Here is a 13,871-nt window from a genome sequence, read left to right on the forward strand (position 1 = left end):
TCAGATGTCCATGCCGAGAAGCTTGCCGACCGTGTGGACATCCTTGTCGCCACGACCGGACAGATTGACGATCATGACCTGATCCTTGCCCATGGTCGGTGCCATTTTCACGGCCTGCGCGATGGCGTGGGCGGATTCGAGGGCAGGGATGATGCCTTCGGTGCGGGTGCAAAGCTGAAATGCATCCAGCGCCTCATCGTCGAGGATCGGCACATAGTCGACGCGCCCGCTGTCTTTCAGCCATGAATGTTCCGGCCCGACGCCCGGATAGTCGAGGCCGGCAGAAACGGAATGACCTTCGAGAATCTGACCGTCATCGTTCTGGAGGAGATAGGTGCGGTTGCCATGCAGAACGCCGGGACGACCTGCGCTCATCGAAGCGCAATGTTCTTCACCGTCGAGACCGCGTCCGCCCGCTTCGACACCGACGATCTTCACCGAGGCGTCGTCAAGGAACGGATGGAACAGACCGATGGCATTGGAACCGCCGCCGACCGCTGCCACGATCACATCCGGCAGGCGTCCTTCCTGTTCCAGAATCTGTTGGCGCGCTTCGTTGCCAATCACCGACTGGAAGTCGCGCACCAGTTCCGGATAGGGATGCGGACCGGCAGCGGTGCCGATCAGGTAATAGGTGTCTTCGACATTCGTCACCCAGTCACGCAGGGCTTCGTTCATCGCATCCTTGAGCGTGCCGTTGCCTGCAGAAACCGGGATCACTTCGGCACCAAGCAGCTTCATGCGGAACACATTCGGCTTCTGACGTTCGACGTCGGTTGCGCCCATATAGACCACGCAGGGCAGGCCGAAACGCGCGGCAACGGTGGCAGAAGCCACGCCATGCTGTCCGGCGCCGGTCTCAGCGATAATGCGGGTCTTGCCCATGCGCTTGGCAAGCAGAATCTGACCAAGGCAATTGTTGATCTTGTGACTGCCTGTGTGATTGAGGTCTTCGCGCTTGAAGTAGATTTTCGCGCCGCCCAAATGCTTGGTCAGGCCTTCGGCATAATAGAGCTTGGAAGGACGACCTGCATAATAGGTGGAAAGCGCGTTCAGCTCCGCCTTGAACTCAGGGTCGTTCTTCGCCGTTTCATAGGCTTCCTGCAATTCAAGGATCAGCGGCATCAGCGTTTCGGCGACGAAGCGTCCGCCGAAAATACCGAACATGCCCTCTTCATCGGGGCCTGTCTTATAGGAATTGGGTGCAACCGGCTTGTTCAACGCTTCCGCTCCGTCAGTTCAGGCTGTCTACAGGGCAACGGCGCGCATCGGCGACAGCCCGGAAAAAATTCTCGATGAGACGCACATCCTTTTCGCCGGGCGCGCGCTCGACGCCGGACGATATATCGATGCCCGGCGCCTGGGTCTTGTGCAGCGCCTCGGCGATATTGTCCGCATTCAATCCACCGGAAAGCATGTAATCGATATCCGCGTCAAGCGCCGCCAGAAGTTCCCAGTCGAATGACACGCCATTGCCGCCGGGCAGCTCAGAGCCCCTTGGCGGTTTGGCATCGAACAGGAAACGGTCGGCTATGCCTTTATAGGCTGCAATCGCGGCAAGGTCGCTGGCTTCGCGCACCGAGAAAGCCTTCATGACCGGCAGGCCATAATGCGCCTTGATGAAGGCCACGCGTTCCGGCGTCTCATGGCCGTGAAGCTGCAGAATATCGGGCTTCACGGTTTTCACGATATCATCCAGCGTTTCATCGTCCGCATCGACTGTAACGGCAACGACAAGCGCACGTCCCTTGACCGCATCGCGCAGGCCTGCCGCTGCCTGCGGGGTTATATGGCGCGGGCTTTTTGGAAAGAAGATGAAACCGATATGCGTCGCACCGCCGTCGAGAGCGGCGGCAACGGCATCAGGGGTTTTAAGCCCGCATATCTTGATATCGAGAACCATGGTTTTCCGTCGCATAAATCCGGGGTCTACTCAAGTTATTCTGTCCATTGTCGACCTATTCGGAGACCGGATGGCCGTCAAAACCCTGTGCGATCAGAAAATCATACGCCTCCATGACCTCAAGGGGAACAGCCTGCGCGATCTGATAGCCCCTGGCGGGATATTCCAGAATGCGTTGAAGATCGCCGGTCATCTCGCTGATAAGCATTTCGACCGGATGATCTGCCGTTGGCTGGTCCTCGAAGGATACGAGCGGCGCGGTGATGCTTGCGCGTGCTTCCGGCCATTGCCGGGCCACGGTCGCCAGAACGCGGCGCTGGGTCTGCGGCTTGGTCACAAGGATGGCGCTGATAGCACCGGGTGCAAGCCGTTCGCGACTGAACCTTATATTTTCGCCAATATTGGTGGCATTGGGTTCGATGGTGATCGCTTCTTCGGGCACGCCGCGCCTGATTGCGATTTCAGCAAAAGCTTCTGCTTCACTTGCCTTGTAGAGCCTGTCCGTCCAGTGACCACTTTTGCCGGTGAATACCAGCCACGTCGCCGTGCCGGCCAGAAAGAGATCGGCTGCCCTCTCGGCAACGCGTGGATCGTAGCTGCCAAGCCCGATAATGACATCGGCAGTTTCCAGCGGATCATAGATGCAGTGATAATCCCACAGCACCTTGGCGGCGGTCAGTATGGATGCGGTCATGTGAAGTCGATAGCCTGTAATGCGCTGCCATTGCGCTTCAGCCAAGCCTTGCAGCGCTCCGTATCGGGGCAAAGCTCATGGCAGAGTTTCCAGAATTTCGGCCCATGGTTCATCTCGATGAGATGGGCCACCTCATGGGCAACGAGATAATTGATCACCGGGGCAGGGGCCATGCCGATGCGCCAGGAGAAAGAAAGGATGCCGTCCGAGGTACACGACCCCCAGCGGCTCTTCGTATCCTTGAAGCGCACTGCCTTGGCCTTGCGGCCGACAGCCGCGGTGTGACGGACGACAAGCGCCTCGATCTCGCGCTTCACTTCGCGCTTGATGTGATCGGCAACGCGGCGTGGCAGATGTGCCGGGTCGCCATGGACGAGCAGAATATTGCCTTCGAGAAGCTGTGTGGTGCCGCGCCCGGGCTGATGCACGATCTTGTGTGGCACGCCACGCAAGGGGATTTTGATACCGGCGCGCACGCCTGGCTGGTCGGGCAGTTTTGCAATGCGGCTTTCGATCCAGCCTTCATGGCGGTTGAGGAAGCTCAGCACCTCGCGCTCGGGAAGGCCGGGCGGAACCGTAATGCGCAGTCCCCTGCCGCCTGCTTCGATACGCAGGGTCAGTCGTTTGGCACGCGGATTCTCGAAAACACGTAAGGGAAGTTCGCGTCCGGCGACCGCATGGATACGTTCGCTGCGAACGGTTGTCGTTCCAGCGGATGCCCCTTTACCGCTGATTTGCCGAAGAAAGGATAAGCCCATCGCTTAAGAATAAGCGATTCGCTTAAAAAGCCAGAAAAAATTGCTGTTTTGACCGAAACGGCGCAGCCAAACCGCGCCGTTTCGAGAGATTTCAGGGTGTTATACCTTATCAAAGATCGGTGATGTCGTCCTTGCCGCCTTTCGCGCGCGGGGCAGGCGTCTTCTTCGAGGCCGCACGGCGTTCAGCCATGAAGCGGTCGAATTCTTCCTTGTCGCGAGCGCGGCGAAGTTCTGCAGCATAGGCCTCGAATTCGGCGCGTGCTTCTTCAAGCTTGCGGCGTTCTTCGGCCAGTCGTTCCAGCTCGGCGCGGCGCCAGTCGTCAAAAGCCTCGTTGCCGGTGGTGCTACCGAAGTTGAAGCTTTCGCCCTTGCGGCAGTTGCGGAACGATCCGAACATGGAATCGGTCTTCTCGTTCACGCCACGCTTGAATCCTTCGAGGCGGTCGCCCCAGAGGATATAGGCCAGCATGGCAAGGCCAAGCGGCCAGAACAGGATAAAGCCGAGCACCATCAGCGCAATCGTGGCTGGCGTCCATGCCGGGCGGATCAATGCAGTATTGGTCATGGTCTGCTCCGTCGAAAAGCGCATGCCATTCAACCGTTCGACATCGTCCGGCAACATGCGCAAAACCAAGGCCTGCCAGCCCGCCCTGTGCGGGCATTTTGTTCTGGCGGCTTGACTTCGACGTGGTGAAAAGATTGCGGCTTTTCAAGAATGCAACTTGCGGATTCAGGCCACGCTTCTGCTAACCAATGTGATTAATTCGAAATTTTTTTGCGAAAATGTTCGAGAAAAGTGACGGCAAGCCCGGCGATCAGTGCCCAGAAGGCGGAGCCGACGCCGAAAAATGCCATACCGGAGGCCGTCACGGCAAAGGTTATGGTCGCCGCAAGACGCTCATGTTCATCCTTCAGCGCCAATGACATGGCGTTGATGAACGGGCCTGTCAGGGCAAGCCCGGCAACAAGGGCGATGAGCGTTACCGGTAATACGGCAAAGATTGCGACCAGTGACGCCCCGAAGAGGGCGAACACCACATAGATCGCCGCATAGACCGGACCGGTAAGCCAGCGTTTGGTGTGATCGGGATGTGCATCGGGATTGGTGCAGAGCGCCGCCGAAATCGCGGCCAGATTGGTGGTCGATGCGCCGAAAGGAGCCGTCAGCAGTGAAAACAGGCCGGTTACGCGCAGGCAGGCGCTGGTTGGCGGCTCATAGCCTGAAGCACGCAGCACGGCGAAACCCGGCAGGTTCTGCGAGGCCATGGTCACCAGATAAAGCGGGATCGCGATGCCGATCATCGCACCCATGTGGAACTCTGGCCAGATGAGGGTGAGCGTGGAGATTTCAGGCGCGGGCAGTGCGGGTGAGCGCCCAGTGGCGAGCGCGAAGATCATCCCGATCACCAGAACGGCAATGACGGCGAGCGACGGGTTGAACAGGCGGATAATAAAGAACAGCGCTACCAGCGGCAGGACGAAAACCGGATCGCCAGGCACTGTTTTGGCGGCGGCAATGACGAAACTCAGCAGCACACCTGCAAGCATACCTGATGCGACGGAGGCTGGAATGCGGGAAACAAGCACCGACAATCGGCGGATCAGTCCGGTGGCGACCAGTGCGAGCGCCGTCACGATGAATGCGCCAACCGCTTCCGGCATGGTGAAACCGGCACTGGCGCCGATCAGCGCCAGCCCCGGTGTAGACCAGGCCGCGATGATCGGCATCTTGTAGCGAATGCTGAGCCAGGCGGATGAAGCGGCAATCGCAAGGCAAATCGCCGTCACCCAGCTTGCAGTTTCGGCCTGTGTGGCGCCCAGCACCTGCGCTGCGGCAATGATGAGTGCCAGCGTGCCGCCGAAACCGACAATGGCCGCAACCGCCGAGGAAGCGAAAACCGAAAACCGCATGATTTCGCTCCGTTATGATTTTTCGCCGATGCGTTCCGCCAGACCGGATACGGTGCGGATCAGAAGATCGAGATCCTGCGGTCGCGACAGGCGATGATCCCCGTCGCGCACCAGTGTCAGGGTCACGTCATCGACGGGCAGGTGTTCCACCAGCGTCAGCGCATGCTTGTAGGGAACATCGGGGTCCTGCATGCCTTGCAGGATATGAACTGGACAGCCGGTCTCGATGATACCCTTGAGAACCAGGTTCTTCCGTCCGTCCTCGATCAGCGCACGGGTATAGACATAAGGATTGGGCGAATATTCGGAGGGTTCTTCGAAATAACCCTTTTCCTGAAGGTCGTTTTTCTGCGCGTCGGAAAGTGTTGGCTCCACAAGCACAGCCGTAAAATCCGGAGCAGGTGCGATCAGGACGATCCCGGCAGGCGGGTTCCCTTCCTTCTTGAGCTCCTGCGCCATGCGCAGCGCGATCCAGCCACCCATTGAGGAGCCGACCAGAATCTGCGGACCTTTGGCATATTTGCGATAGACGGCGAGGCTTTCGTTCAGCCAGCGCGAGATGGTGCCTTGATTGAAGTCGCCGCCGGATTCGCCGTGGCCGGAATAATCGAGCCTGAGTGCGCTGTGCCCGGTCTCAGCCGCCCATTCATCGAGGACGACCGCCTTGGTGCCCAGCATGTCGGACCGATAGCCGCCGAGCCAGACCACACCGGGAGATTTGCTTCCGGCTCTGTAACGCAGGGCGATTTTCGCTCCGTCCACGTCGATGAATTCCGGCCCCGCAACGCTCATGACAAATCTCCTCATTTTCCGGGAGTGTTTTTGCATGTTCGCAAAAGAGAGAAAACCCGCATGTGGGGCGAGGCCCTTGAAATGACGGCAAATGTGACCGATATGCCGCTTGTCCGCCGCGAAATGACAACAAAAAGAACGTTTATCACGCGGGGGTGATTTTTCCTGTCAAAGATGCTATTGACTTCGCCGCCCGCTTGACGACATTTCCGCGATCAACTGCGGTTTGATTGGGGATATGCCGTCTGGCAGCGAGTATCCGACCGCATGAGACTTAACAATTCAGGAGATAACGACCATTCGCCGACCCTTCAGAGCGACGCCGGTTCAGAAAGACGGACCGCGCTCCAACCGTGATATCCGGGTTCCCCGGGTTCAGCTTATCGATGCCGAAGGCCAGAACCACGGTGATGTTTCCATTCAGGAAGCTATCGCCATGGCTGAAGAAGCAGGTCTCGATCTCGTCGAGATCGTGCCGAACGCAGAGCCTCCGGTTTGCAAGATCGTCGACCTCGGCAAGCTGAAGTATCAGAATCAGAAAAAGGCCGCCGAAGCGCGCAAGAAGCAGAAAACGGTTGAAATCAAGGAAATCAAGATGCGACCGAACATCGACACCCATGACTATGAGGTGAAGATGAAGGCTGCTCTGCGTTTCTTTGAGGAAGGCGACAAGGTCAAGGTTACCTTGCGTTTCCGTGGACGTGAAATGGCGCACCAGGAACTTGGCATGAAGCTTTTGCAGCGCGTCAAGGAAGACACTGTCGAAATCGCCAAGGTTGAGTCCGAGCCGAAGCTTGAAGGCCGTCAGATGATGATGGTTCTCGCTCCGCGCTGAGCATTTCGAAATGCCTTGGAAAAGCCGCCTTCGGGCGGCTTTTCTTTTGGCCAGGCAAATTGGATCATGGAATCGCAATGAAGACTTTGGGCGAATTGGGTAAATATCAGCAGCGTCGGCGTCTTGCGATCGGCGCCGTCGTGGTGCTTCTGGTCGTGGCGCTGCTTTTTGTCAGCTCGCAATCGACCGGCCATTTTCATGAATATATCGAGGCGTTCGGTCTCAGTCTGATCGTCGCGGCCATCATCGGACGCATGTGGTGCACGCTCTATATCGGCGGACGCAAGAGCGCGGAAATCGTGCAGAGCGGACCGTATTCGGTCACGCGCAATCCACTTTACGTCTTCAGCAGCATCGGCGCGATGGGTATCGGCGCGCAGACCGGCAGCATCATCATTGCGATCGCCTTCGGCGTGCTTTGCTATCTCGCTTTCTCGGTTGTCATCCGGACGGAAGAGAAATTTCTCAAGCAGAATTTCGGCAAGCCTTATGAAGCCTATTGTGCGAGCGTTCCGCGTTTCTTTCCGAAGTTTTCGCTGTTTCGCGACGACAAGGAACTGATCGTCCGGCCTGACCGGATTTATCGCACTTTTCAGGACGGCCTGGTGTTCTTCGTGGCCTATCCGTTTTTCGAGTTCGTGGAATATCTGCAGGACATTCACGTCCTGCCGGTACTTCTGCGGCTTTATTGACGTTCCGGTTGCGATTCAGTCCAATTCGGGCATTGCGTTTTGCGGTCTTTGAGCCTATAAGGCCGCGTTCGAACCGCCCGGCAGGGCATGCCGTGGCGGTTTCGTATGCTTTTCGGGCTTGGTCAGTCCGGAAGTAAAACTAGGTTCCCATCCGCATCAGGCATGACCGGACGCCACGCAAGAGGCGTCGAGTGCCGGAGGCACGAGGGGGATCGCAAAGAAGGAGTAGCAAAATGCCCAAGATGAAGACCAAATCGGCCGCCAAGAAGCGGTTCAAGATCACCGGCACCGGCAAAATCAAGGCCGCAGCTGCTGGTAAGCGTCATGGCATGATCAAGCGTTCGAACAAGTTCATTCGCGATGCACGCGGCACCATGGTTCTCGCCGATGCCGATGCAAAGATCGTGAAGCAGTTCCTGCCGAACGGCCTCTAAGATTAGTCTGAGAAGGAGATCATAACATGGCACGCGTAAAACGCGGCGTTACCGCCCACGCAAAGCACAAGAAGGTTCTGGATCAGGCTGCTGGTTTCCGTGGCCGTCGCAAGAACACCATCCGCACCGCCAAGGCTGCAGTTGACCGTTCGAAGCAGTATGCTTACCGCGACCGCAAGAACCGCAAGCGCTCGTTCCGCGCTCTCTGGATCCAGCGCATCAACGCTGCTGTCCGCGAGCAGGGCCTGACCTATGGCCGTTTCATCGACGGTCTTGCCAAGGCTGGCATCGAGATCGACCGCAAGGTTCTGTCCGACATCGCAATCCACGAACCGGATGCATTCGGTGCGCTGGTTGCATCGGCAAAGAAGGCTCTCGAGTACCTCAAGAACACCGAGACGCCGAACGCTTTTGAAGGCGCTGTCCGCTAAGCCAGCCGCCTTTCCCAAGCAGTATTGATAATTTGGGGACCCGCGCTGGCTCGGCTGGCGCGGGTTTTCTCGTTTTAAGGATTCAAAGCGGGCATGAAGGATGAACCGGGCAAGTTGAGACTGGATCTGGATGCGGATGATCTCCGCAGCCTGCTGGTTCTGCTTGTCCAGAGCCGGGGCAAGCGCATTTCCAGCGCCGTCATCGGTGGTCATCGTGTCTGGATCAAGCGCTACGATGCAGAAAGGCGCCCATTTCCGAAGCGTCTGCACAGCCTCATCTCGCCGCTTCTTCCCTATCCGTTCCTGCGCAGCCCGAAGGATGTTGGAGAAGCAGACATGGCCGACCGCGAAGAGCGCAAGATGAGCGCTTTTCTGCAGGCAGGCTTTCAGGTTCCCAGGATCGTCTACCACCAAGGGGCGGTGATGGTTCTGAGCGATGTCGCGCCGATTATCCAGGACCAGCTTGACCATTTGCGTCGCAATGATCCGCAGGGCCATGATGCACTTCTCGTGCATTGCGCCCGCGCGTTGGGTGAAGCCCATGCTGCCGGGCTCTGCCATGGGCGTCCGCACCCGCGCGATTTCTTCGAGAAAAACGGCGTTGCCGGTTTTCTGGATTTCGAGGAGGAACCGGAAACGGTCATGCCGCTTGCTGCTGCACAGGCGCGCGACGTGTGGCTCCTGTTCTTCCAGATCACGGCGCAGGCGCGTCTTGCCGGGACACCGCAGCAGACATTCGCAGCCTATCGTGCGGTCGCGCCCGCTGACGTGATTCCGGAATTGAAGAAAATTGTCGGCTTCTTCCGATTTACCATCGCGCCGCTGAGGCTGTTCCGCCGCATTTTTCTCGGCGGCGATGGCAGACGGCTTTTGCAGGCGATGGAATTTTTTGACGCCAATCTTGATGCGTCTCACCAATCAGGCCAAAGAGAGTAACGACAACGCTTCTTTGGGCTGCAAAGCGAAATATGTGGAGCGCTGCAGGCGCAACAGGTAACTCAAAACAAGAGGCGTGGAGTGCCGCAGGCACGACAGGGATTTAAACAATGAGTGATCTAGAACAACTTGAACGGCAGATTCTCGAAGACATCGCGGCGGCGGCTGACGAGCCTGCCATTGAAGCCGTGCGTGTCGCCGCTCTTGGCAAGAAGGGCTCAGTTTCGGAAAAGCTGAAGACACTGGGCAGCATGACGCCGGAAGAGCGCCAGGCGCAGGGACCGGCGATCAACGGCTTGAAGAACCGGGTTACCGAAGCGCTGACCGAGCGCAAGACGGAACTGCGCAAGCAAGCGATTGCCGCTCGCCTTGAGCGCGAAAAGGTCGATGTGACGCTGCCGGTGCGTGAAAGCGCTGCATCGCGCGGCCGCATTCATCCGATTTCACAGGTCATCGATGAGATCACCGCAATCTTCGCCGATATGGGTTTCTCGATTGCCGAAGGTCCGGATATCGAAACCGATTATTACAATTTCACGGCTCTGAACTTCCCCGAAGGCCATCCGGCGCGCGAAATGCACGACACCTTCTTCTTCAATGCAGACGAGAAGGGCGAGCGCAAGTTGCTGCGCACGCATACCTCGCCGGTGCAGGTGCACACGATGGAGAAGTTCGCGGCCATCCGTGACAAGGAAGGCCGCGACGAGCCGATCCGCATCGTCATTCCGGGCAAGACCTATCGCATGGATTCCGACGCCACCCATTCGCCGATGTTCCATCAGGTCGAAGGTCTGGTTGTCGATAAGTCGGCCAATGTCGCCAACATGAAGTGGGTGCTGGAAGAGTTCTGCAAATCCTTCTTTGAAGTTCCTTCGGTCAAGATGCGCATGCGTCCGAGCTTCTTCCCGTTCACCGAGCCATCGGTCGAGGTTGATATTCAGTGCGACCGTTCCGGTCCGCATGTGAAGTTCGGCGAAGGCAATGACTGGCTCGAAATTCTGGGCTGCGGCATGGTGCATCCGAATGTGCTGCGCGCTTCCGGCTACGACCCAGACGTCTATCAGGGCTTTGCATGGGGCATGGGCATCGACCGCATCGCCATGCTGAAATATGGCATGCCTGATCTGCGCGCTTTCTTCGACGCTGATGTGCGCTGGATCGAACATTACGGTTTCCGTCCGCTCGACATTCCGACGCTTTTCGGCGGACTGAGCGCGTAAGGACAGGAAGGGACAAGACAAATGAAATTCACGCTTTCCTGGCTCAAGGATCACCTTGAAACCGATGCGACGCTGGAACAAATCGTCGAAAAGCTGACCGATATTGGTCTGGAAGTGGAATCGGTCGACGACCGTGCTGCTTTCAAAGCCTTCAAGATTGCCAAGGTCCTGACAGCTGTTCAACATCCGGATGCCGACAAGCTGCGCGTGCTTTCCGTCGATACGGGCGATGGCAAACCGGTTCAGGTCGTTTGCGGCGCGCCGAATGCACGTGCCGGTCTGGTCGGCGTTCTGGGTCGTCCGGGCGATTATGTGCCGGGTCTCGATGTCACGCTTTCCATCGGCAAGATTCGCGGTGTCGAAAGTTTCGGTATGATGTGTTCCGAGCGCGAGCTGGAGCTTTCCGACGAGCACAATGGCATCATCGACCTCCCGGAAGACGCTCCGGTCGGCACCAGCTTCGCGACTTATGCCGGATTGGACGATGCGGTGATCGAGATTGGCCTGACGCCGAACCGTGCCGATTGCACCGGCATTCATGGCATTGCACGTGATCTTGCTGCTGCTGGTCTAGGCACGCTCAAGAACACGCTGCCGGACGCCGTCAAGGGCGAGGGGGAAACCCCGGTCAAGATCATTCTGGATCAGGATGCCGAGAACCCGTTCTGCACTGGTTTCGCACTGCGCATGGTCAAGGGCGTGAAAAATGGCCCAAGCCCCAAATGGATGCAGCAGCGCCTCAAGGCCATCGGCCTGCGCCCGATCAATGCGCTGGTCGACATCACCAATTATGTGACCTTCGATCAGGGCCGTCCGCTGCACGTCTTCGACGCTGCCAAGGTCAAGGGCAATCTGACGGTGCGTCTGGCAAAGGATGGCGAAACCATTCTCGGCCTCGATCAGCGTGATTATAAGTTCAAGCCGGGCATGTATGTGATTGCCGATGAGAACGGTCCCGAATCGATTGCCGGTATCATGGGCGGCGAGCATTCCGGTTGCGATGAAAACACTGTCGATGTGTTGATCGAATCGGCTCTCTGGGACCCGCGCATGATTGCGCGCACGGGCCGCGAACTCGGCATCGTTACCGATGCGCGCTATCGTTTCGAGCGTGGCGTCGATCCGGAAATGATGGTGCCCGGTGCGGAAATTGCGACCAAGCTGGTGCTGGACCTGTGCGGCGGACAGCCAACAGTTCTCGACGTGGTTGGATATAGCAAGCCTACGCCGCGCGTGATCGATTTCCCGGTATCGGAAGTCAAGCGCCTGACGGGCATCGAGGTTTCCTACGACGCATCCTTCGATATCCTGAAGCGTCTTGGCTTCGGCGTTGAAGGCGACGGCAAGGTTATAAAGGCCACCGTTCCGACGTGGCGTGGCGACGTGGAAGGCAAGGCCGACCTCGTTGAAGAAGTCATGCGCATTCATGGCATCAACCAGATCGACCCGCAGCCGCTGCCGGGGCTTGGCACGGTCAATGGTCGTATTCTGACAACCTTGCAAATCAGAACCCGCCATGCCCGCCGCATGCTCGCTTCGCGCGGCATGATGGAAGCCGTGACCTATTCCTTCATTTCCGACGCGCAAGCCAAAGCTTTTGGTGGTGGCAAGCCGGAACTGAAGCTGGCGAACCCGATTGCCGCCGATATGTCGGACATGCGTCCTTCGCTTCTGCCGGGCCTGTTGGTCGCAGCACAGCGCAATGCGGATCGCGGTTTCGGCGATACGGCACTGTTCGAGGTTTCGGGAATCTATGAAGGCGATACGCCAGACAAGCAGCGTCGCGTGGCGGTTGGCGTGCGCCGCGGTACAGCCAAGGTTGATGGCTCGGGCCGTTTCTGGGCTGGTAATGCGGCTCCCGTCGGCGTCTTCGATGCCAAGGCTGATGCATTGGCAGCACTTGAAGCTGCTGGCGCTCCGGTTGACCGCATCCAGATCGAAGCTGGTGGTCCTGAATGGTTCCATCCGGGTCGTTCGGGCACATTGAAGCTCGGACCGAAGGTCATCTTGGGCTATTTCGGCGAGTTCCATCCGGATACGCTGGAAGCACTCGATGCTTCGGGCGCGCTTTGCGGCTTTGAAGTCTATATTGATGCGGTCCCTGAGCCGAAGGCAAAATCCACGCGCACCAAGCCGGCTTTGAACCTCTCGCAGTTCCAGAGCCTCAAGCGCGATTTTGCGTTTGTGGTGGATGCAGATGTGGAAGCTGGAAATGTAGTGAAGGCAGTTTCGTCGGCTGACAAGAAGCTAATTGTTGGCGTTCAGGTCTTCGATATCTTCACCGGCGCATCGCTGGGTGAAGGCAAGAAGTCGATCGCGGTTGAAGTGCTGCTGCAGCCGCAGGACCGCACATTGACGGATGAAGATCTGGAAGCACTATCGAAGCAGGTAGTGGCCAGTGTGGCCAAGCAGACCGGCGGTGTGCTGCGCGGATAAGCATGAAATGAAAAGCCCGCCATCTGGCGGGCTTTTTTAGAGCATAATCCGACCGGAGTAAAACGAGGATCGATAAGATTATGCTTGTAATAGAAGAAGTTAGAGCGTCGATCTGATCCAGTCAGATCGACGCTCTAATGCAGCTATTCAGCGGCCTGTCTCGTCCTTGCTGGCAGAGCCATCATCGCCATATCGATGATCTTTTGTACCGCGGCGCGCGAATTGCCATCGCGGGCTTCAAAAGAAATGCTCTGCTGGATCATGTGATAGAATTCGGTCATCTGTGCAGTATCGGCATTGGAGGGTAGATCACCTGCCCCTACCGCCTGCTGCAAGCGCTTGGAAAGCCGCTCATGATTTGCGTGTCGGATAGCCTGGAGAAACTCCTTCACAGGCACATTTTCCGGTTTGCACTGGATTGAGCTGACACTGATCATACAGCCGCCCGCCGGGCAGGCGAAAGCGCTGTCTGCGCTCTGTTCCAGCCATTGGCGTAAGCCATCCTGTATGGTGGTTGCATTTTCCAATGCATCGAAAGGAGCGGTGCCGATGGTGCGGCGATAATAGTCGACGGCTTCACGAAACGCCTGCTCCTTGTTGCCGAAGGCGGCATAGAAGCTTGGCGGCGTAATGCCGATGGCGGTCGTGAAGTCGTTGATCTGGGCGCACTCATAGCCTTTGGCCCAGAAAACCTTCATCACCTTGTCCAGCGCTGCATCGCGGTCGAAGCTGCGCGGGCGTCCGCGTGGAACCATTTTTCTCCCTTTCTGTAATCAGCCTTATATAATTCTCTTGACCCTTTCAGGCAAGGCGATATTAATTATGTAGT

General features: G+C 57.7%; 15 protein-coding genes. 7 read left to right on the forward strand and 8 right to left on the reverse strand.

From position 1 onward, the window contains the following. The 7 genes from trpB to LJ361_RS22530 form a co-directional block, all read right to left on the reverse strand. Positions 1 to 1,221, reverse strand: coding sequence for a tryptophan synthase subunit beta (gene trpB, locus LJ361_RS22500; RefSeq protein ID WP_010657692.1), 1,221 nt, complete (start codon positions 1,219 to 1,221; stop codon positions 1 to 3). Between the two features lie 13 nt (positions 1,222 to 1,234). Next, entirely contained in the window at positions 1,235 to 1,903 is a 669-nt protein-coding gene (locus LJ361_RS22505; RefSeq protein WP_010657693.1) for a phosphoribosylanthranilate isomerase, read from the reverse strand. A gap of 55 nt (positions 1,904 to 1,958) precedes the next feature. Beyond that, complete coding sequence (locus tag LJ361_RS22510; protein ID WP_264812313.1) at positions 1,959 to 2,597, reverse strand: YdcF family protein; 639 nt, start codon at positions 2,595 to 2,597, stop codon at positions 1,959 to 1,961. After that, positions 2,594 to 3,355: a M48 family metallopeptidase gene (locus LJ361_RS22515; protein ID WP_010657695.1), complete on the reverse strand. Its 762-nt coding sequence runs from the start codon at positions 3,353 to 3,355 to the stop codon at positions 2,594 to 2,596. The genes LJ361_RS22510 and LJ361_RS22515 overlap by 4 nt, the downstream gene beginning before the upstream one ends. Positions 3,356 to 3,464: 109 nt before the next feature. Next, positions 3,465 to 3,920 carry a DUF2852 domain-containing protein gene (locus LJ361_RS22520; RefSeq protein WP_010657696.1) on the reverse strand — a complete coding sequence of 152 codons (456 nt, stop codon included), beginning with the start codon at positions 3,918 to 3,920 and terminating at the stop codon, positions 3,465 to 3,467. Between the two features lie 194 nt (positions 3,921 to 4,114). Beyond that, complete coding sequence (locus LJ361_RS22525; RefSeq protein ID WP_010657697.1) at positions 4,115 to 5,266, reverse strand: benzoate/H(+) symporter BenE family transporter; 1,152 nt, start codon at positions 5,264 to 5,266, stop codon at positions 4,115 to 4,117. Positions 5,267 to 5,278: 12 nt separating this feature from the next. Then, complete coding sequence (locus LJ361_RS22530) at positions 5,279 to 6,058, reverse strand: alpha/beta hydrolase (protein WP_010657698.1); 780 nt, start codon at positions 6,056 to 6,058, stop codon at positions 5,279 to 5,281. Positions 6,059 to 6,356: 298 nt separating this feature from the next. On the opposite strand from LJ361_RS22530, the gene infC reads away from it, so the two are divergent. The 7 genes from infC (at position 6,357) to pheT (ending at position 13,042) form a co-directional block, all read left to right on the forward strand. After that, positions 6,357 to 6,893 carry a translation initiation factor IF-3 gene (gene infC / locus LJ361_RS22535; protein WP_012091035.1) on the forward strand — a complete coding sequence of 179 codons (537 nt, stop codon included), beginning with the start codon at positions 6,357 to 6,359 and terminating at the stop codon, positions 6,891 to 6,893. A 77-nt stretch (positions 6,894 to 6,970) separates the two neighbouring features. Further along, positions 6,971 to 7,585, forward strand: a complete 615-nt coding sequence (locus LJ361_RS22540) for a methyltransferase family protein (RefSeq protein ID WP_010657701.1) — start codon at positions 6,971 to 6,973, stop codon at positions 7,583 to 7,585. A gap of 233 nt (positions 7,586 to 7,818) precedes the next feature. Continuing rightward, complete coding sequence (gene rpmI / locus LJ361_RS22545; protein WP_006473268.1) at positions 7,819 to 8,019, forward strand: 50S ribosomal protein L35; 201 nt, start codon at positions 7,819 to 7,821, stop codon at positions 8,017 to 8,019. A gap of 26 nt (positions 8,020 to 8,045) precedes the next feature. Further along, positions 8,046 to 8,450: a 50S ribosomal protein L20 gene (gene rplT, locus LJ361_RS22550; protein ID WP_006468099.1), complete on the forward strand. Its 405-nt coding sequence runs from the start codon at positions 8,046 to 8,048 to the stop codon at positions 8,448 to 8,450. Positions 8,451 to 8,543: 93 nt separating this feature from the next. Beyond that, positions 8,544 to 9,386, forward strand: a complete 843-nt coding sequence (locus LJ361_RS22555) for a hypothetical protein (protein WP_010657702.1) — start codon at positions 8,544 to 8,546, stop codon at positions 9,384 to 9,386. Between the two features lie 110 nt (positions 9,387 to 9,496). Then, entirely contained in the window at positions 9,497 to 10,606 is a 1,110-nt protein-coding gene (pheS, locus tag LJ361_RS22560; protein ID WP_010657703.1) for a phenylalanine--tRNA ligase subunit alpha, read from the forward strand. Between the two features lie 21 nt (positions 10,607 to 10,627). Then, positions 10,628 to 13,042 carry a phenylalanine--tRNA ligase subunit beta gene (pheT, locus tag LJ361_RS22565; RefSeq protein WP_264812318.1) on the forward strand — a complete coding sequence of 805 codons (2,415 nt, stop codon included), beginning with the start codon at positions 10,628 to 10,630 and terminating at the stop codon, positions 13,040 to 13,042. A gap of 143 nt (positions 13,043 to 13,185) precedes the next feature. Here the strand turns inward: pheT and LJ361_RS22570 are convergent, their stop codons facing one another. Continuing rightward, positions 13,186 to 13,797: a TetR/AcrR family transcriptional regulator gene (locus tag LJ361_RS22570; protein WP_010657705.1), complete on the reverse strand. Its 612-nt coding sequence runs from the start codon at positions 13,795 to 13,797 to the stop codon at positions 13,186 to 13,188. Positions 13,798 to 13,871: the final 74 nt, after the last annotated feature.

The sequence above is a fragment of the Brucella sp. JSBI001 genome (genome assembly GCF_026014005.1).
GTDB classification, from domain to species: Bacteria; Pseudomonadota; Alphaproteobacteria; order Rhizobiales; family Rhizobiaceae; genus Brucella; species Brucella anthropi.

Excerpts from the sequence above, each read along its gene's own strand:
- LJ361_RS22505 (WP_010657693.1), bottom strand. The coding sequence starts at position 1,903 with ATGGTTCTCGATATCAAGATATGCGGGCTTAAAACCCCTGATGCCGTT.
- LJ361_RS22510 (WP_264812313.1), bottom strand. The coding sequence starts at position 2,597 with ATGACCGCATCCATACTGACCGCCGCCAAGGTGCTGTGGGATTATCAC.
- LJ361_RS22515 (WP_010657695.1), bottom strand. The coding sequence starts at position 3,355 with ATGGGCTTATCCTTTCTTCGGCAAATCAGCGGTAAAGGGGCATCCGCT.
- LJ361_RS22520 (WP_010657696.1), bottom strand. The coding sequence starts at position 3,920 with ATGACCAATACTGCATTGATCCGCCCGGCATGGACGCCAGCCACGATT.
- LJ361_RS22525 (WP_010657697.1), bottom strand. The coding sequence starts at position 5,266 with ATGCGGTTTTCGGTTTTCGCTTCCTCGGCGGTTGCGGCCATTGTCGGT.
- LJ361_RS22530 (WP_010657698.1), bottom strand. The coding sequence starts at position 6,058 with ATGAGCGTTGCGGGGCCGGAATTCATCGACGTGGACGGAGCGAAAATC.
- LJ361_RS22540 (WP_010657701.1), top strand. The coding sequence starts at position 6,971 with ATGAAGACTTTGGGCGAATTGGGTAAATATCAGCAGCGTCGGCGTCTT.
- rpmI (WP_006473268.1), top strand. The coding sequence starts at position 7,819 with ATGCCCAAGATGAAGACCAAATCGGCCGCCAAGAAGCGGTTCAAGATC.
- rplT (WP_006468099.1), top strand. The coding sequence starts at position 8,046 with ATGGCACGCGTAAAACGCGGCGTTACCGCCCACGCAAAGCACAAGAAG.
- LJ361_RS22555 (WP_010657702.1), top strand. The coding sequence starts at position 8,544 with ATGAAGGATGAACCGGGCAAGTTGAGACTGGATCTGGATGCGGATGAT.
- pheS (WP_010657703.1), top strand. The coding sequence starts at position 9,497 with ATGAGTGATCTAGAACAACTTGAACGGCAGATTCTCGAAGACATCGCG.
- pheT (WP_264812318.1), top strand. The coding sequence starts at position 10,628 with ATGAAATTCACGCTTTCCTGGCTCAAGGATCACCTTGAAACCGATGCG.
- LJ361_RS22570 (WP_010657705.1), bottom strand. The coding sequence starts at position 13,797 with ATGGTTCCACGCGGACGCCCGCGCAGCTTCGACCGCGATGCAGCGCTG.